This window comes from Candidatus Accumulibacter sp. ACC003 (genome assembly GCF_907163085.1).
GTDB lineage: Bacteria > Pseudomonadota > Gammaproteobacteria > Burkholderiales > Rhodocyclaceae > Accumulibacter.
Map to the genome: position 1 here is coordinate 449,461 of NZ_CAJQTX010000001.1, position 15,863 is coordinate 465,323.

The following is a 15,863-nucleotide window of genomic DNA, read 5'->3' on the forward strand; positions in this document are numbered from 1 at the left end:
CGCGGAAAACGGCACGCCAGCGGTGCGGTGTCAGCCGCGTCGGTGTCGGGCGGGCGTCAGCCGGCCTTGCTGTTGACCACCGAAACCTGCGCTTTTCCGGCTGACACCTCGCCGATCACGGCGGCGTGATCGAAGCCTTCCTGCAGGAAGATCGCCAGGACTTCGGTCACTACTTCCGGCGCACACGCGAGTAGCAGCCCGCCGCTGGTCTGCGGATCCGTCAGCAGGGCGCGTTCGAGGTCGCCGAAATTTTTCTTCGGGACGACGACGCGCTCAGCATAGCTTGCCCAGTTGCGCTCGGACGCGCCCGTGATACAGCCATTGGCCGCGTAGTCGAGAGCATCCGGCAACACCGGCACGGCCGCGTAATCGACGGCCGCCGCGACTTTGGACGCCTTGCAGATTTCGACCAGATGACCGAGCAGACCGAAGCCCGTTACGTCGGTCATCGCATGCACACCGGCCAGGCACGCCAAGGCCCGCCCCGGGGTATTCAGTTGCGTCGTCGAGGCGATCATTGCCGCGTAGCTGCTCGGCGACAAGATTCCTTTCTTCAATGCCGCGCTGTAGAAGCCGACCCCGAGGGCCTTGCCGAGAACCAGCTTGTCGCCCGGCCGGGCACCCGAGTTGCGTTTGAGCTTGTCCGGGTGTACCAGGCCGATGGCCACCAGACCGTAGATCGGTTCGACCGAATCGATGGTGTGGCCGCCGGCGATCGGTATGTTCGCCTTGGCGCAAATTGACTCACCGCCTTCGAGAATGCGTTTGATGGTCTCGAGTGGCAGCAGCTTGACCGGCATGCCGACGATCGCCAGCGCCAGCAGTGGTACGCCACCCATAGCATAAACGTCGGAGAGCGCATTGGTCGCCGCGATACAGCCGAAATCGAAAGGGTCATCGACAATCGGCATGAAAAAATCGGTCGTCGCGACCAGCGCCTGATCGTCGTTGAGCTGGTAGACGGCCGCGTCGTCGCTGTTCTCGATGCCGACCAGTAGTTGCTTGGGAACCATCGACGGAGCGGTCTTGGCAAGGATCTGTTCGAGCACGCCGGGTGCGATCTTGCATCCACAACCGCCGCCGTGCGAGAACTGGGTCAGTCGGACCACTTCGCTGGCGGTGGTTTCGGGAGCGTCGGGTTCGTCGCTCTTTGATTTTCTTCTGGACATGATGATCAGCTAGGCAGTGTGGCGAGGTGATTCCGGGGGCGGCGCGGTTGTGATCGGCAGCGTATTTCAGGTGGCATCAAAGCCCGCTGCCTCGATTGCCTCGCGAAAGTTGGCGGCGCTGGCGAGCGTCGGGTCGTAGCTGACGCTGGCTTGTCCCGCGGCCAGCGAAACGTCGACGCCGGCAACGCCGGGCAGGGCGGTGAGGACGGTGCTCACGTTCTTTACGCAAGCCTGGCAATGCATTCCGGCGACGCCAATCACGACTGTTTCCATCGGTAGTTCTCCTCTCGATCGTTACCGGCGGCGGTCGCATCTTGCTCCCTCTTGCCTGTCGCAGTTGGGGAGGCGTCGCCGCAAGCCTTAGTTGCCGCCAGCGCGCCAGCGCTTGAGGAGCAGCGAGTTGGAGACCACCGAGACTGAACTCATCGCCATGGCGGCGCCGGCAATGACCGGGTTGAGCATGCCCAGGGCCGCCAGCGGTATGCCGAGCACATTGTAGATGAAAGCGCAGAAGAGATTCTGCCTGATTTTCCGCAGCGTCGCACGCGAAAGCAGGATGGCGTCGGCAATCGCGTGCAGATCGCCGCGCACCAGGGTTACGTCGGCGGCGTCGATCGCGGCATCCGATCCGGCGCCGATGGCAAAGCTGACGTCAGCCGCAGCCAGCGCCGGCGCGTCGTTGATGCCGTCGCCGACCATCGCCACGACTGCGCCCTTGCTCTTCAAGGCATTGATCGCGGCGGCCTTTTCGCCGGGCAGGATGCCGGCCCTGAAATCGTCGATGCCGGCTTCTTTGGCGACGGCTGCAGCTGTCGCCAGATGGTCACCGGTCAGCATCACCACTCGGATTCCCATCGCCTTGAGCCGCGCCACGGCCGCCCGCGAGGTGGGGCGCAGCGGGTCGGCGATGGCCAGCAGCGCCAGGGCGACGCCAGCCTGATCGTCGGCGGCGCTGGCCGCTGCGCCCGCCGTGCCAATTTCTGCCAGGACGACGACGGTTTTGCCAGTGCCCTGCAGCTCCTCGAGCAGTTTTGCCGGCACGGCGACGCCGGCAAAAGCGTCGGCGGCAGTCAGGCGCAGCAGCCGTCCGCCAACCCGACCTTCGACGCCGCGCCCGGGGATCGCGCGAAACTGCTCGAGCGCCGGCAGTGTCAGGCCGCTGGCCCGTGCTTGCTGCAGGACGGCCCTCGCCAGCGGATGCTCGGAAGCCTGTTCGAGAGCAGCCGCGAGCAGCAGTGCCTGCTCAGCCGAAGCGGCCAGCGGCAACAAATCGGTCAGCAGCGGTTCGCCGCGAGTCAGCGTGCCGGTCTTGTCGACCGCCAGCACGCCGATTTTCTCGGCACGCTCCAGCGCCTCGGCGTTCTTGACCAGGATTCCGGCCGACGCACCCATGCCGGTGGCGACCATGATCGCCGTCGGCGTCGCCAGTCCGAGCGCGCAAGGGCAGGCAATCACCAGCACGGCCACGGCATTGACCAGCGCCGCGCTGAAGTTGCCACCCAGGGTCCACCAGGCCAGCAAGGTGCACAAGGCGACGGCACAGACGATCGGCACGAAGACCGCCGAGATACGGTCGGCGAGTCGCTGCACGGGCGCCTTGGAACCCTGCGCCTCGGCGACCATGCGGATGATTCCGGCCAGCAGGGTGTGCTCGCCGACGCCGGTCGCTCGGCAGCGCAACATCCCTTCGCCGTTGGCGGTGGCCGCAAAAACGCGATCACCCGCGTGCTTGGCCACCGGCATGCTCTCGCCGGTGAGCATCGCTTCGTTGACGTTCGACGCGCCGTCGATCACGGCGCCATCGACCGGTAGGTTTTCGCCCGGGCGGACGATGAAGACGTCGCCGGGAATCAACACGCCAGCGTCGACTTCGATCAGCTGGCCGTCGCGCTCGACGCGCGCGGTTTTCGGCTGCAGGCGAGCCAAGGCCTCGATGGCATCGGTGGTCCTGGCTTTGGCGCGCGCCTCGAGCAACTTGCCGAGCAGGACCAGCGTGATCACCGCTGCCGAAGCCTCGAAATAGACGTGCAAATCGCTGGCTGCAGAGAGCGTGACGACCAGGCTGAAGCCATAGGCCATCGACGTGCCGAGCGCGACCAGGACGTCCATGTTGGCGCCGCCCCCGCGCAAGGACTTCCAGGCACCCTCGTAAAAGCGCCAGCCGATCCAGAACTGCACCGGCGTTGCCAGAGCCAGTTGCAGCCAGCGCGGCAAGAGATCCTGATGGTGCGACGCGCCGCCGTCGAACATGGTCAGCATCTGCGCCGCCAGTGGCAGCGTCAGCAGCGCGGCGATCCAGAAGCGGCGCAATTCGGTTTGCTCGGCGGCAAGCCTTCTGGCCTTCTCCTGCGCGTGCGTGCGATTGTCCGCCAGGCGTCCGACGAAGCCTGCGCGCTGCACGGTGGCGAGCAGCAATGGCACATCGACGACGCCGGGAAGATAGCGGATGCTCGCCCGCTCGGTGGCCAGATTGACGACCGCTTCGACAGCCGGCAGACGTTTGAGGAGCTTTTCGAGGCGTGTCGAGCACGCCGCGCAGCTCATGCCCGCGATGGCCAGTTCGACCGCTTGCAGTGGCACTCCGAAGCCGGCTTTCTCGATCGCCGCGACGACCTCCTGCGGGCTGCTTGCCGCGACCGCAAGCTCGACGCGCGCGCGCGCGCTGGCCAGGTTGACGGTGGCCGTGACGCCGGGCAGGCGATTGAGGACTTTCTCGATACGCGCCGCACAGGCCGCGCAGCTCATGCCGGTGAGCGGCAGGTCGAGGAGTCGGGAGTGGGTCGTCGGATCGCTCATCGTCGGAGAAGCCGCAGGAGGTTGAGGAGAGGCATCAAGTCGCGGGTGGCCAGGTCTGGATAAGCAGTCGGCCCAACCCGATCAGTCCCCAGACGCCGAAGCCGAGAATCAGCAGCCCGCAAGCGACGCGCAGCGCCGGCTTGCGCGCATAGGCTTGCAGCCGCGCGGCGAGCAAACCGGCGAGCAGCAGATTGGGCAGTGTGCCGAGTCCGAAGGCGAGCATCAGGCCGGCGCCATGCCACGCCGAAGCGCTGGTCAAGGCCGTCGCCAGCGCGCTGTAGACCAGACCACAGGGCAACCAGCCCCACAGCAGACCGAGCGGGAAGGCCTGCGCGACAGAGCGGGCCGGCAAGAAATGGCGGCTCAGCGGTTGCACATGTCGCCACAGCTTCTGACCGAAGCGCTCGGTGAACGCCAGGGCGCGCGTCAGACCCATCAGATAGAGGCCGAGGGCGACGAGCATCATGTTGGCGAGCAGGTAAAGAATGCTGCGCAGCGGCAACTGCCCGGAGAGGGCGAGGCCGGTTTCACCGAGCGCACCGACGAGTGCCCCGGCGGCCGCGTAGCTGACAATACGTCCGGCGTTGTACGCCAGGTGCAGCGAGGCACGTGCCGGGCCGCCCATCGACAGCGCGCCGACGATGCCGCCGCACATGACCACGCAGTGCGTGCCCCCCAGCAGGCCGACCAGCAACAGCGCGAGATAACTCGATTCAGGCATCAGGGGCGGGCGCGAACGCCGAGCGGGAGGAGGGCAGATTCTACTACTTCGCCCTCGCCGGTCGCCGGCGCACTGGCATCTGCTTCAGATTACCTTCGAGTAGCGCGTGCGCTGGCGGTCGGCGCGCAGGTAGCGGTCGAAGACCATCGAAATGGCGCGCACCAGCATCCGCCCCGGCGGCAGAACGGTAATCCACTTGTCGTCGATACGCACCAGGCCGGCGTCGACCATCTCGCGGAGGTCGTCGAGTTCGGTGGCGAAGTACTTCCTGAAGTCGATCAGGTGGGCGATTTCAATCGACTCGAGCGACAGTTCGAAGTGACACATCAGCGACTGAATGATTGACCGCCGCAGCAGGTCGTCCGCGTTGAGTTCGATGCCGCGGTAGACCGGCAAGGTGCCGCTGTCGAGCAGGTCGTAGTACTCGTCGAGCGTCTTCACGTTCTGACTATACGTCGGGCCGACCTTGCCGATCGACGAAATGCCGAAGGCCAGCAGATCACAATCCGAATGCGTCGAATAGCCCTGGAAGTTGCGATGCAGGCGACCCTGCCGCTGCGCGATGGCCAGTTCGTCGTCGGGCTTGGCAAAGTGGTCCATACCGATGTAGACGTAGCCGGCTTCGGTCATCTTGCGAATCGCCAGCGCAAGAATCTGCAGCCGCGCGTCGGCGTTCGGCATGTCTGCCTCGAGAATTCGCCGCTGCGGCTTGAAGAGGCTGGGCAAATGCGCGTAGTTGTAGATCGAGACACGATCCGGGCTGGCGGCAATGACCCGGTCGAGGGTACGGCTGAAGCCCATTACGGTCTGTTTGGGCAGGCCGTAGATCAGGTCGACGCTGATCGATTTGAAACCGTTGGCGCGCGCCGCGTCCATCACCGCACAGGTTTCTTCCTCGCTCTGGATGCGGTTAACCGCCTGCTGCACGCCCGGGTCAAAGTCCTGTACGCCGACGCTCATGCGGTTGAAGCCGAGTTCGCCGAGCAGTTCGACGGTTGCTGTGTCGACCTTGCGGGGATCGACTTCGATCGAGTACTCGCCGCCTTCGATCAGTGTGAAATGTTGGCGCGTGGCCGCCATCAACTGGCGCATTTCGTCGTGCGAGAGGAAGGTCGGCGTGCCGCCACCCCAGTGCAGCTGCGCTACTTCGTGATCGCCACCTTCCAGATAGCTGCTCTGCAGCGCCAGTTCGCGCGCCAGGTACTTTAAATACTTGGCTGAACGTCCATGATCCTTGGTGATGATCTTGTTGCAGGCACAGTAGTAGCAGATGGTGTTGCAGAACGGAATGTGGAAGTACAATGACAGCTGCCGACTGACAGCGCCGATGTTGCGCTTGCCAAGCCAGAGCTGGTAGGCGTCTGCAGAAAAAGCTTCGACGAAACGATCCGCTGTCGGGTAGGACGTGTAGCGGGGGCCATTGACGTCGAAGCGGCGAATGATCTGCGGATCAAAGAGAAGATTGCCGACGACAGCGCTCATGTTTCCACTACAAGATTTGTTGCGTGCATTATCGGATTGCCCTGAAGTAAACGGGTTGACGTGGATCAAACGTAGAGTTTAGTGAAAAGGGCGCGCATGTCTACCGACGCGACGGCAGCAAGGCTTGCGTTCGAGGTCGTGAAGACCGCTTGTTCGAACTGCAACCTCCGCGAGCTGTGTCTGCCCATCGGCCTCGAACCGGCCGAATTGAAAAAGCTCGACGAGCTCGTTTCGACACGTAAACGCCTGAAACGCGGCGATCACCTGTATCGGGCTGGTCAGGGCTTCGAATCGATCTACGCGGTGCGCAGCGGCTTCTTCAAGACCGACGTGTTGGTCGAGGACGGACGTGATCAGGTCACGGGTTTCCAGATGACCGGCGAGCTGCTCGGCCTTGACGGGATCAGCAGCGAGGTGCATACCTGCAATGCCATTGCCCTCGAAGACAGCGAAGTCTGCGCCATTCCGTTCTCGCACCTGGAAGGCTTGTGTCGGCAAATTCAGGCCTTGCAGCACCACTTCCACAAGGTCATGAGTCGGGAGATCGTTCGCGATCACGGGGTGATGATGTTGCTCGGAACGATGCGCGCCGAAGAACGTCTGGCCGGCTTCCTGCTGAACCTCTCGCAGCGTTTCAAGGCGCGCGGCTACTCGCCCGCGGAATTCAACCTGCGCATGTCGCGTGACGAAATCGGCAGTTATCTGGGCCTTAAACTGGAAACCGTCAGCCGCGCCTTTTCGCGCTTCCAGGACGAGGGGCTGCTTGCCGTTCATCAACGAAAGATCCGCATTCTCAACACCGCAGGTTTGCGAAAACTGATGTCGCACCAGCGCAGCTGAGCCGTGCCAGGGGCGCCGCGCTTCAAGCGAACGACGCCAGAAAGCCGAGCGGGTTGCGGGTCAGGGCGACCGACACGATATAGGCATAGGCGAGCAGCGCGGCGACAAAGTAGAGCGCACGCTGCGCCTGGCTGCGCGCCCGCTTCAGGGCCATCGTGCCACAGCCAATGTAGACCAGCAAAGCGATCAGTTTCGCGCTCAGCCAGTCCACGGCGAATGGATATTGAGCGCTGATCACGGCCATGGCGATGGCGCTGCCGAGCAAGGCCGTATCGACAATGTGCGGCACTACCCGGACCAGCCGGAGTTGCAACAGTGGCGACTCTCTGAGCATCCATACGCCACGCAGCAAGAAACCGGCGCCGCTGACCACAACACAGGTGATATGCAGCTGTTTCAACAGCAGGTAAGTCATCAGTGGCCTCGATTGGCGGTCGGCCTGACGCAGCCGACCCGGAAAATGGTGGGCTTCTTCGCCACCTGTTGTGCTTCAGCTGCTGGTCGCCGGACGTGGCGTCAGGGCTTCGATCTTCAAGCGCTGTCCGCGGTAGAACCATACCGCTCGGAGGACGTTGCGCAGCAAGCAGGCGTTGCTTGCCAGCAAGGCCAGTCCAGCGGGATAAACGAACCATCCGGGCCACAGCGTTGCCGCCAGCAGCAGCGCCAGAGCGACAAAGTGGGCGTACATCTGCCGGTCGATCGCTTTGCCGGCGATCACCTTGTTCATGTTCGGCGCCAGCACGCGACCGCGACCGAGATTCTGCAGGTGCGACCACACCAGAAAAGGAACGATCTTGTAAAGCATGCCACTCGTCGCCGACATCAAACCGCCATTGAGCGCCAGGACGCCACACAAGAGTGGCCATTCGTGACGTTCGGCGATCGCCGGAAAAGCGCTTGCCGCGAGCCACACGGCACAGGCGGCAAGCGTGCACAGCATGGCCATCGACCAGTAGCGCTGTGTAGCGTCGACGCGGGCGCGTTTGCTGCGGCGCTGAAGCTGCAAGGTCAGCCCGGCAAATGCGGCGACCATCAGTACCGCAGCGCTGGCCAGCAAGGCCGCCGGCTCTTGCCAATCCGCAATGTCAGCGGCACTCCACAAGGACAACAAGGCCAGCATCGTCCATGCGAAACGACGAGCGAACCATTCAGGATACGCTGGCGTCATCTGAAACATTGGCACCACGATGAAAGCAACGGCAGCAAGCAGAACGGCACTCCAGCCGCCCAAGCCCCAGCCAAGGTGAATCGACGTCACCTGCATCAATGGTAGTTCGAACGAGCCGTCGAGTGCCGTGGCCAACAGCATCCCGAGAGTGACGGTAACGCTCAGGCCGATCAAAGCCGCCTTCAGGCCGCGAATCGTCGAGTCGGCCGACGAGACGCCCAACAAGGAATGCCCGGCGGCGAGCACGAACACGGCAACACCGCTACCGATCAGCGCTGCCGCCAGCCTGAAAGCGAGCGGCTGATTGCCGAGAAAAGCGGCTGCCAGCAGCAGCGCGCCGAGGCCAACCGCCAGATGAACGAGCCTGGCGATCGCTAGTGGCCAGGGCACGTTGGCGCCCGCCACCACCGGGAGAATCTGGAGCATCGCGCCAAGCATCACCTGCAGCAGGAAACCGACCGTGATCAGATGCGTCAGCGCCAGCGCCGCAGGCGTCCAGCGCGAGGCAAACAGCTCGGGACCGCTCCACAAGAGCAGCAGGGAAGCGAGGATGGCAAACAGCGGTGCAGTCAGAAAAAAGCGGAGTGGCGCAGCAAACGGTGGTGACTGGTCAAAGGACAGCAGCGCCTGCATTACGGTGCTTGATGGCGGATTAGGACTGCTACCGTGCCGTCCGGGAGGCGTTCGGTCTGCCAGGCGAATCCGTTGAGTTCGAGCGCTCTATAGAGCGGGTAGGGCTCACGTGGCAAGAGCACCAGGAGCGTCTCCGAGCGACCGAGGCTGTCGAGTGCTTCCATGGTCTGCACCATCGGCTCCGGAGCTTCCATTTGGCGCGCGTCCAGGACGACATCGGCGCGTTTCTTCGTCATCTCGGAGCTCTCTCGTGGTCGACAATCAGCTCCTGCAGCCGCGGCAGCAGTGTCTCGAGCTGCGCAGCCAGTCGTTGATCACACATCGGGTAGAGCACGTTTTCTTCCTTGATATTGTGCTGCTGGATCATGATCAAGAGCGTCTCGGAATTGCCGTCGTACTCGTCGGCATCGTTCTCGGCCAACGCGGCCTCGGCGGCGGTCAGCAACTGTCGCATCTGTGCATGCTCATCGCGCATGACCTGCGTGGGCCCCAGGCGCATGCCGGTGCATTCTTCAAAGAGCGGAAAGAGGACCGACTCTTCGGCCCCAAAGTGACTCAGAAGCGCATCCCGGAAACGGCCAAAGTCCGCTTCCGCCAACTCCCAGGCGCCCTTGACGACAGACTGCTCGACAGTCGCCAGAAGGCGGTCGCAAGCCCGATGATCGTTGGCCATGAAATCCCGGATCCCGTGCATCGTTTTGCCTTTTCCGATAAATGCTGCATTGTCGGCCGCCGCCTAGGTGCCGACGTTGATCAACATCAACAATTTTCATACGCACGCCGTGCGGACAGCGCCGGAATCGTTCAATGGGCAGGTACATGCGCCGCAAGTTCCCCGTCTCACCGCCGTCGCTGCTGGCATGAGGCGACGACGATTGGGCAATGCTCCTGCCCGAGCCGCCGTCGATGGTTTGATTTCGATCAAGATTGATGCCACATTTCATGCCTATAGTCATTTCATCCCCTATCTGGAGAAAGAACCATGTTCAAGCACATTCTTGTTCCCGCCGATGGCTCCGATCTGTCAAAGCAGACGGCGCGGCGGGCGGTTTCCTTTGCCAAGGAAGCGGGCGCCCGGATTACCGCGTTCTTTGCCAAACCCGAATATCCGGTCAGCTACTACGGTGAAGGGGCGCTAATCGATCCGACGACGCCCGAAAAGTTCGCCGAACTTGCCGAGCAGCAGGCGCAACAGGTTCTCGATTTCGTTGTCGATCTGTGCCAGGACGCTGGCGTCCCGGTAGACCGCTTGGCGCTGACCAGCGACATTCCCTATCAGGCGATCATCGATGCGGCAACGCAATCGGGTTGCGACCTGATCTTCATGGCTTCACACGGCCGTCGCGGCATCTCGGCGCTGCTCCTCGGCAGCGAGACGCACAAGGTGCTGACGCACTCGACGATTCCTGTCCTGGTCTATCGCTGAGAGCGGCACCGGCCGGTCCCGGGTCGGCCGGGGTCAATGCCGGCAGCAGCTGAACGCCGGCGGCGCGGCGTCAGCAGGGCCGCTGCTCGAGTGTGGCAAAATGCCTTGAACCCGTCTCGTTTCGATGGCGAAATACGGTAGGCGGCAGAGGGAGGCAGGATGGTCGTTCGGTGCTTCGAGACTTTGGCCTGGCGGCGAGTGTGGCAGGAATTTCGGCGAGCGTGCGCGCTTGCTCTGGTCGCTCTCTGCCCCTCGGCCCACGCCGTCGACGTCGGGCTGGCCGGAGTTTTTCCGGGCAAGGCGCTGCTGAGCATCGACGGCGGCGCACCGCGAACGGTTGCCGTTGGCGCGACAACTGGCGAAGGCGTCAAGGTGCTCGCCGTCGACAGTGAATCGGCGACCGTCGAGAGCGATGGAAAGAAGCGTATCCTGCGGGTAGGTCAGAACGTCGTTTCGCAGCCTTCGGCGGCGGGCGGCGGTCGTGCGGTGTTGACCGCTGATGCTAGTGGCCATTTTTTAACCACTGGAAACATCAACGGTACCAGCGTTCGTTTCCTGGTTGACACTGGCGCCACGATGATCTCGCTGGGGGCCAGCGATGCGCGGCGGGCCGGTATTGACGCCAGCAAGGGGCAGCCGGCGATGGCCACGACGGCCAACGGCCAGACGCGGGTGTCACGGGTCAAGCTCGATACGGTCCGCGTTGGCGAGATTGTCCAGCACGGCGTCGATGCCCTGGTGCATCAACAGGACATGCCGGTTGTCTTGCTCGGAATGAGTTTCTTGAACCGCCTGGAAATGCAGCGTGATGGTGAGACCATGACCCTTAGAAAGCGCTATTAGGAGTAGGTAAGCATGCGACAACGAAGCGAAAAAGTATCGATGTTGGGAAGTGAACTCGAGATTCTGATGAGCGAGCGACAGGCCTTGCTGCAGGTGGTTGGCGCGGCTGCGGCGCTGATTGCCTCGCTGGATAGTCGTCTTCTGCCGCCGGCCGCGATGAAGTCTGCGGATCTCGTGGCGACGACGATCAATGCCTTGCCGGACGAGGTCTTGCGCGATGCGCTGGCGGCCGTGCGTGCCGAGATCGACGAGGAAGGCGAACGTGCTTTCGTCAGCCACTGAAGACTTGCCCGGTCTGGCGACGGTCCCCAGCGGCCGCGTCGTCAATGTAGAGCGCTTGCCGCAGGTCTTGTACGCTGAACCTTCACCGAATCCCCACGTGCTCGAAGACGGCGTCGGCGACGAGGAGCTGCTGCCGGCAGCCATCCTCTTTCCGATTGTCCTCCGCGGCGGCGAGCCGACGGTATTGCTGACGCAGCGCACAGCACACCTGAAGGATCATCCGGGTCAGATCAGTTTTCCGGGTGGGCGCTGCGAGGCGGTCGACGCTTCGCCGGCAGATACCGCCCTGCGCGAGACGGTCGAGGAAATCGGCCTGTCGCCAGCGCATGTCGAAATCATCGGCTATCTGCCCGAATACCGTACCGCGACCGGTTTCCGGGTGACACCGGTGGTGGCCCTGGTGACGCCGCCCTTCGACCTGCAGCTTGACGCCTTCGAGGTGGCCGAGGCTTTTGAGGTGCCGCTGTCATTCCTGATGGATTCGGCCAATCATCAGCAGCATTCGTTGCACTACCGCGGCAAGCTTCGTCATTATTATGCGATGCCCTACGGTGATTACTTCATCTGGGGCGCCACCGCGGGAATCATCATGTCCCTCTACCGGGCGCTCGCGACCGACGCTTCTTAGGTGATTGCCGGAACGGCGCGTACCCGATAGCCGATTGCGCCGGATTGTCAGTCGCCTTCAAGGCGCGACAATCGGCGCCTGGTCGAGCCATGTCACTGTTGTTGCAACCCGGGAAACCGCCGAAAAGACCAGCAATACGGCGTGGCAGTCGTCATAAACCGCCTTTAGTCGAGCACCAGTGCGACCTTCTCGAGAAACTGCTTGGCCAGCTTCTGGTCTGCGGCCGTGCTGAGCGCCGTGCGCAGTTTGCCGAAATGCTGGCGAAGTTCGTCCGGGGTGTCCGCCTTCTCGATCTCCGCGACCAGCGCGCGCGCGTCAGCACCGACCAGCTCGTGCAGCGTGCGGATAACATAGCTTTTGGCCAGACTGATGTCCTCGTTGGGCAGCACCGTGCGAACAGCGGCGGCCGCTGCTGCAGCTGTTGCCGCTTGCTTCTGCGGTTGAATGAAGCCACCGTCGAGCAGCGCGCCGAGGTGTCGTTTGCCTTCTGCAGCGGACGCGCCGAGCGCCAGTAGCTGGCTCCCCGTGCGGTGGCCGTCGACCATGATCAGCAAGGCGCGCACGCGTGCTGGCAGGCGATGCGCGCGGGTGGAGATCTCGTTGAGTCCCTTCGCTGTCTTACTGAATACAGACGATAGTTCCATCGTGAAGAGCTTCCTAGGTACGCCAGCGCGATGTTGCTTGAAGGGGTGCATTTCTGCAAGCCCCCATAAATTATGGTATGGTCGCCGTTTGACTAATGAGGGCGCGCGGACCATGCAGCGTAGCCGCTACCGCTCAGGCAAGGCTTCGGGATGATCCTTTTTTCCCTGCTTGCCGTCTTGCTGCTCGAGCAGCTACAGCCCCAGCCTTCTCTTCGGTTTGTCGAAAAAAATATGCTGCGCCTGTCAGCTTTTCTCGAAAGCCGATTCAATGCGGGCGAGCGTCGGTATGGAACAATCGCCTGGCTGCTTGGGGTCGGTGTTCTGGTTCTTGTCAGCGGCGGCGTCGCTGTAGCCTTGGCCCATCTCAACCCGCTACTGGCGTGGCTCTGGAATACCCTGATTCTCTACCTGACGATGGGTTTCCGACAGTTCAGCCACTATTATACTGACATTCGTCTGGCCCTTCGCATGGGCAAGGTCGACAATGCGCGCCAGCTGCTGGCCGAGTGGCGCGGCGTTTCGACGGATGGCCTATCGTCGTCGGAGATCGCCAGTCTGGCGATCGAGGAAGCGCTTTGTGCAGCGCATCGCCAGGTGTTTGGCGTCGTTGCCTGTTTTCTCCTGCTGCCAGGTCCTTGTGGCGCTGTTCTTTACCGCGCGAGCGCGTTCTTCGCCGCGTCCTGGGGAACACGCGATGACGAAGAAACTGCTGCCTTCGGAAGCTTCGCACGGCGAAGCTTTGCTATCATTGATTGGCTTCCGGCGCGCCTGACGGCGCTCAGCTTTGCCATCGTCGGCAATTTCGAGGATGCTTTCTACCGCTGGCGGAGGCAAGCAGAATTGCGGCCGGATGATGGTTTGGGTATTGTGCTGGCCAGTGCGGCTGGCGCGCAGGGGCTTCGTCTGGGCACGTCGGCGCGGGTAGCCGGTGAGCTTGCCGAGCAGACCGGGGTCGACGGCGGCGATGGAGCCCATGTCGATTCCATGGACAGTACCGTCGGCCTGCTCTGGCGGGCGCTGGTGCTGTGGATCTTGTTGTTGCTGTTGTTGGGGCTTGCCAATCTGGTAGGCGGTTGATCGATTATTTACAGGAGTTTCTTCATGAGCAGAGAAGTCGTCGTACTAAGCGCAGCCCGTTCGGCCATTGGCACCTTCGGTGGTTCCCTGGCCAACATGGAACCCCACGAGCTGGCCGGCATGGTGATGAAAGAATCGATCGCCCGTTCAGGTGTCGATCCGCAGCAAATCAATTACGTCGCCGTCGGCAACTGTATTCCGACCGATTCGCGTTTTGCCTACGTCGCCCGCGTCGCCGCGATTCAGGCCGGCCTGCCGATGGACTCGGTGGCCATGGCCGTCAACCGCCTGTGCGCGTCAGGCCTGCAGGGTATCGTCAGCACGGCGCAGAACATCCTGCTTGGTGACTCGGATTACGGCGTCGGCGGTGGCGTCGAAGTGATGTCGCGCGCTTCCTACATGCTGCCGGCGATGCGTTCCGGCGCGCGCATGGGTGATGCCAAGGCGATCGACATGATGGTGGCGACGCTCAATGATCCCTTCGGTGTGGGCCACATGGGCGTTACTGCCGAGAATCTCGCCAAGAAGTGGGAGATTAGCCGCGAGGAACAGGATGCGCTGTCGGTCGAGTCGCATCGCCGGGCGGCGGCGGCCGTCGCCGAGGGTCGTTTCAAGTCGCAGATCGTGCCGATTGTCATGAAGACACGCAAGGGTGAGGTGATTTTCGATACCGACGAACACATCAAGCCGACGACGACGATGGAAACGCTGGCCAAAATGAAGCCGGCTTTCGCCAAGGACGGAACGGTTACCGCCGGTAACGCCTCGGGGATCAACGACGGTGCTGCCTTCATGGTCCTGGCGGCTGCCGACGTCGCCGCGGCGGCCGGCCAGAAGCCGATTGCACGCCTCGTTTCCTACGCCGTCGCCGGCGTGCCGAACGAGCTGATGGGTGAAGGCCCGATCCCGGCGAGCAAGCTGGCGCTCAAGAAAGCTGGCCTGACGCTCGACCAGATGGACGTTATCGAGTCCAACGAAGCCTTTGCGGCGCAGGCGATCGCGGTCAACAGGGCGCTCGGCCTCGACCCGGTGAAGACCAATCCCAACGGCGGCGCGATCGCTCTCGGTCACCCGGTCGGCTGCTCGGGTGCGTTTATTGCCACCAAAGCGATCTACGAGCTGCAGCGCGTCGGCGGCAAGTACGCGCTGGTGACCATGTGCATCGGTGGTGGGCAGGGTATTGCGGTTATTTTTGAACGTGCCTGATCGCCTCCTGAGCTAGCGCTTCACGGCGCTTCAGGAAGCAGCAAAGCCCGGCCGCTTGCGGTCGGGCTTTTCTTTTGCGTGCCCTTGGCATCGGCGCACTGTTGCGGGGTGTCAGCGGGGGTGCAAGTCCCGCCGCACGCTGATCGCCGCGAACGAAGTGAAGCGCAACTGCATGAAGTTAACGAGTGTGGGGCGCGGGCGGCAGGCGTGCCGCCTTCGCCGCCGGCAGCTGGCGGCTGACACGATTTTCCAGGCGATCGGCCGCGCACCCGACACGTGCGAAGCAAGGCATGCGAAGGTGGGGCAGCTGCCAGGCTGTCCGCGGTGTCTCGCCTTAGGACTTGCAGAGCTTGACGATTTGCGGCCGCCATTGCGCCGCTTACGCGAGGCGCTTGTGCGGTTCTAGTGGGCGATTGACGAGCACGGCAAAGAGTTTATACATTCTTGCCGTAGCGTTCGATCACCATTCTTAAATCAGGGTCGAATGCGATAAAATCGGGGGGCGAGAAGGTAGGATCGCGCAGCCGGTGACCGGCACGCATGGCCATTTGGCGGCAGCAGTACGCGCACCAGCCCGGTGCGCGGCCTCGACGCAGGGGCAAGCCGGCTTCTGCCAATCTTGATACGGGAGCGACAAATGAGTTTGAAAGACAGCAAAGACGCTTACATCGAAAAATTGAAGGTTCAGCTTGACCAATGGAGCGCCGACGTAGACGCCATGGACGCAAAGGCCAAACAAGCTGATGCCGATCTGCGAGAAAAATACCAGCAGAAAGCCGACGAGCTGCGCTATCAGAAAACCCTGGCGCAGGGCCGGATCGCCGAGTTGCAGGAATCTGCAGATGGCGCCTGGGAAGAAATCCGAATCGGCAGCGAAAGCATCTGGGAAACGGTCAAACAAACTTTCGCCGACGCCAAAGCGAAATTTGACCGGTAATCGTCTTGGTC

18 protein-coding genes are annotated in these 15,863 nt (G+C 62.7%); 8 read left to right on the plus strand and 10 right to left on the minus strand.

What is annotated here, in order from left to right:
- Window positions 1-56 precede the first annotated feature (56 nt).
- The 5 genes from selD to hemN form a co-directional block, all read right to left on the minus strand.
- Window positions 57-1,169 carry a selenide, water dikinase SelD gene (selD, locus tag QZ656_RS01970; RefSeq protein ID WP_291991800.1) on the minus strand — a complete coding sequence of 371 codons (1,113 nt, stop codon included), beginning with the start codon at window positions 1,167-1,169 and terminating at the stop codon, window positions 57-59.
- Between the two features lie 66 nt (window positions 1,170-1,235).
- Window positions 1,236-1,442: a heavy-metal-associated domain-containing protein gene (locus QZ656_RS01975; RefSeq protein WP_291991801.1), complete on the minus strand. Its 207-nt coding sequence runs from the start codon at window positions 1,440-1,442 to the stop codon at window positions 1,236-1,238.
- An 87-nt stretch (window positions 1,443-1,529) separates the two neighbouring features.
- On the minus strand, window positions 1,530-3,965 hold the full coding sequence (locus QZ656_RS01980) for a heavy metal translocating P-type ATPase (protein ID WP_291991802.1): 2,436 nt from the start codon (window positions 3,963-3,965) through the stop codon (window positions 1,530-1,532).
- 34 nt (window positions 3,966-3,999) lie between these two features.
- Window positions 4,000-4,686, minus strand: a complete 687-nt coding sequence (locus QZ656_RS01985; protein WP_291991803.1) for a sulfite exporter TauE/SafE family protein — start codon at window positions 4,684-4,686, stop codon at window positions 4,000-4,002.
- Window positions 4,687-4,770: 84 nt separating this feature from the next.
- Window positions 4,771-6,168, minus strand: coding sequence for an oxygen-independent coproporphyrinogen III oxidase (gene hemN / locus QZ656_RS01990; protein WP_291991804.1), 1,398 nt, complete (start codon window positions 6,166-6,168; stop codon window positions 4,771-4,773).
- Between the two features lie 96 nt (window positions 6,169-6,264).
- Here hemN and fnr point away from each other — a divergent pair, with 96 nt between their 5' ends.
- Window positions 6,265-7,008 carry a fumarate/nitrate reduction transcriptional regulator Fnr gene (fnr, locus tag QZ656_RS01995; RefSeq protein WP_291991805.1) on the plus strand — a complete coding sequence of 248 codons (744 nt, stop codon included), beginning with the start codon at window positions 6,265-6,267 and terminating at the stop codon, window positions 7,006-7,008.
- Window positions 7,009-7,030: 22 nt separating this feature from the next.
- On the opposite strand, the gene QZ656_RS02000 is transcribed toward fnr, so the two are convergent.
- The 4 genes from QZ656_RS02000 to QZ656_RS02015 all read right to left on the minus strand — a co-directional run bounded on the left by QZ656_RS02000 (window position 7,031) and on the right by QZ656_RS02015 (window position 9,503).
- On the minus strand, window positions 7,031-7,423 hold the full coding sequence (locus tag QZ656_RS02000) for a SirB2 family protein (RefSeq protein WP_291991807.1): 393 nt from the start codon (window positions 7,421-7,423) through the stop codon (window positions 7,031-7,033).
- Window positions 7,424-7,498: 75 nt separating this feature from the next.
- Window positions 7,499-8,809: a hypothetical protein gene (locus QZ656_RS02005; protein ID WP_291991808.1), complete on the minus strand. Its 1,311-nt coding sequence runs from the start codon at window positions 8,807-8,809 to the stop codon at window positions 7,499-7,501.
- Window positions 8,809-9,045: a DUF2249 domain-containing protein gene (locus QZ656_RS02010; protein ID WP_291991809.1), complete on the minus strand. Its 237-nt coding sequence runs from the start codon at window positions 9,043-9,045 to the stop codon at window positions 8,809-8,811. The genes QZ656_RS02005 and QZ656_RS02010 overlap by 1 nt, the downstream gene beginning before the upstream one ends.
- Window positions 9,042-9,503: a hemerythrin domain-containing protein gene (locus tag QZ656_RS02015; RefSeq protein WP_291991810.1), complete on the minus strand. Its 462-nt coding sequence runs from the start codon at window positions 9,501-9,503 to the stop codon at window positions 9,042-9,044. Before QZ656_RS02015 ends, QZ656_RS02010 begins: the two co-directional genes overlap by 4 nt.
- A gap of 288 nt (window positions 9,504-9,791) precedes the next feature.
- Here QZ656_RS02015 and QZ656_RS02020 point away from each other — a divergent pair, with 288 nt between their 5' ends.
- The 4 genes from QZ656_RS02020 (at window position 9,792) to QZ656_RS02035 (ending at window position 11,988) form a co-directional block, all read left to right on the plus strand.
- Window positions 9,792-10,235 (plus strand): universal stress protein, encoded by a 444-nt coding sequence (locus QZ656_RS02020; protein ID WP_291991811.1) that lies wholly within the window; start codon window positions 9,792-9,794, stop codon window positions 10,233-10,235.
- A 159-nt stretch (window positions 10,236-10,394) separates the two neighbouring features.
- Window positions 10,395-11,078 carry a TIGR02281 family clan AA aspartic protease gene (locus QZ656_RS02025; protein WP_291991812.1) on the plus strand — a complete coding sequence of 228 codons (684 nt, stop codon included), beginning with the start codon at window positions 10,395-10,397 and terminating at the stop codon, window positions 11,076-11,078.
- 12 nt (window positions 11,079-11,090) lie between these two features.
- On the plus strand, window positions 11,091-11,360 hold the full coding sequence (locus QZ656_RS02030) for a hypothetical protein (RefSeq protein ID WP_291991813.1): 270 nt from the start codon (window positions 11,091-11,093) through the stop codon (window positions 11,358-11,360).
- A 97-nt stretch (window positions 11,361-11,457) separates the two neighbouring features.
- Complete coding sequence (locus tag QZ656_RS02035; protein WP_291992110.1) at window positions 11,458-11,988, plus strand: CoA pyrophosphatase; 531 nt, start codon at window positions 11,458-11,460, stop codon at window positions 11,986-11,988.
- A 164-nt stretch (window positions 11,989-12,152) separates the two neighbouring features.
- On the opposite strand, the gene QZ656_RS02040 is transcribed toward QZ656_RS02035, so the two are convergent.
- A complete protein-coding gene (locus tag QZ656_RS02040; protein ID WP_291991814.1) occupies window positions 12,153-12,683 on the minus strand; it encodes a hypothetical protein in 531 nt (176 codons plus the stop codon).
- A gap of 99 nt (window positions 12,684-12,782) precedes the next feature.
- Here QZ656_RS02040 and QZ656_RS02045 point away from each other — a divergent pair, with 99 nt between their 5' ends.
- The 3 genes from QZ656_RS02045 (at window position 12,783) to QZ656_RS02055 (ending at window position 15,852) form a co-directional block, all read left to right on the plus strand.
- Window positions 12,783-13,709: a CobD/CbiB family protein gene (locus QZ656_RS02045; RefSeq protein ID WP_291991815.1), complete on the plus strand. Its 927-nt coding sequence runs from the start codon at window positions 12,783-12,785 to the stop codon at window positions 13,707-13,709.
- Between the two features lie 24 nt (window positions 13,710-13,733).
- On the plus strand, window positions 13,734-14,915 hold the full coding sequence (locus tag QZ656_RS02050) for an acetyl-CoA C-acyltransferase family protein (protein ID WP_291991816.1): 1,182 nt from the start codon (window positions 13,734-13,736) through the stop codon (window positions 14,913-14,915).
- Between the two features lie 637 nt (window positions 14,916-15,552).
- On the plus strand, window positions 15,553-15,852 hold the full coding sequence (locus QZ656_RS02055; RefSeq protein ID WP_291991817.1) for a hypothetical protein: 300 nt from the start codon (window positions 15,553-15,555) through the stop codon (window positions 15,850-15,852).
- The last annotated feature ends 11 nt before the right edge of the window (window positions 15,853-15,863 follow it).

What these genes read in the sequence shown, in the direction of transcription:
- selD (WP_291991800.1), bottom strand. Translation starts at nt 1,169, where the DNA reads ATGTCCAGAAGAAAATCAAAGAGCGACGAACCCGACGCTCCCGAAACC.
- QZ656_RS01975 (WP_291991801.1), bottom strand. Translation starts at nt 1,442, where the DNA reads ATGGAAACAGTCGTGATTGGCGTCGCCGGAATGCATTGCCAGGCTTGC.
- QZ656_RS01980 (WP_291991802.1), bottom strand. Translation starts at nt 3,965, where the DNA reads ATGAGCGATCCGACGACCCACTCCCGACTCCTCGACCTGCCGCTCACC.
- QZ656_RS01985 (WP_291991803.1), bottom strand. Translation starts at nt 4,686, where the DNA reads ATGCCTGAATCGAGTTATCTCGCGCTGTTGCTGGTCGGCCTGCTGGGG.
- hemN (WP_291991804.1), bottom strand. Translation starts at nt 6,168, where the DNA reads ATGAGCGCTGTCGTCGGCAATCTTCTCTTTGATCCGCAGATCATTCGC.
- fnr (WP_291991805.1), top strand. Translation starts at nt 6,265, where the DNA reads ATGTCTACCGACGCGACGGCAGCAAGGCTTGCGTTCGAGGTCGTGAAG.
- QZ656_RS02000 (WP_291991807.1), bottom strand. Translation starts at nt 7,423, where the DNA reads ATGACTTACCTGCTGTTGAAACAGCTGCATATCACCTGTGTTGTGGTC.
- QZ656_RS02005 (WP_291991808.1), bottom strand. Translation starts at nt 8,809, where the DNA reads ATGCAGGCGCTGCTGTCCTTTGACCAGTCACCACCGTTTGCTGCGCCA.
- QZ656_RS02010 (WP_291991809.1), bottom strand. Translation starts at nt 9,045, where the DNA reads ATGACGAAGAAACGCGCCGATGTCGTCCTGGACGCGCGCCAAATGGAA.
- QZ656_RS02015 (WP_291991810.1), bottom strand. Translation starts at nt 9,503, where the DNA reads ATGCACGGGATCCGGGATTTCATGGCCAACGATCATCGGGCTTGCGAC.
- QZ656_RS02020 (WP_291991811.1), top strand. Translation starts at nt 9,792, where the DNA reads ATGTTCAAGCACATTCTTGTTCCCGCCGATGGCTCCGATCTGTCAAAG.
- QZ656_RS02025 (WP_291991812.1), top strand. Translation starts at nt 10,395, where the DNA reads ATGGTCGTTCGGTGCTTCGAGACTTTGGCCTGGCGGCGAGTGTGGCAG.
- QZ656_RS02030 (WP_291991813.1), top strand. Translation starts at nt 11,091, where the DNA reads ATGCGACAACGAAGCGAAAAAGTATCGATGTTGGGAAGTGAACTCGAG.
- QZ656_RS02040 (WP_291991814.1), bottom strand. Translation starts at nt 12,683, where the DNA reads ATGCACCCCTTCAAGCAACATCGCGCTGGCGTACCTAGGAAGCTCTTC.
- QZ656_RS02045 (WP_291991815.1), top strand. Translation starts at nt 12,783, where the DNA reads ATGATCCTTTTTTCCCTGCTTGCCGTCTTGCTGCTCGAGCAGCTACAG.
- QZ656_RS02050 (WP_291991816.1), top strand. Translation starts at nt 13,734, where the DNA reads ATGAGCAGAGAAGTCGTCGTACTAAGCGCAGCCCGTTCGGCCATTGGC.
- QZ656_RS02055 (WP_291991817.1), top strand. Translation starts at nt 15,553, where the DNA reads ATGAGTTTGAAAGACAGCAAAGACGCTTACATCGAAAAATTGAAGGTT.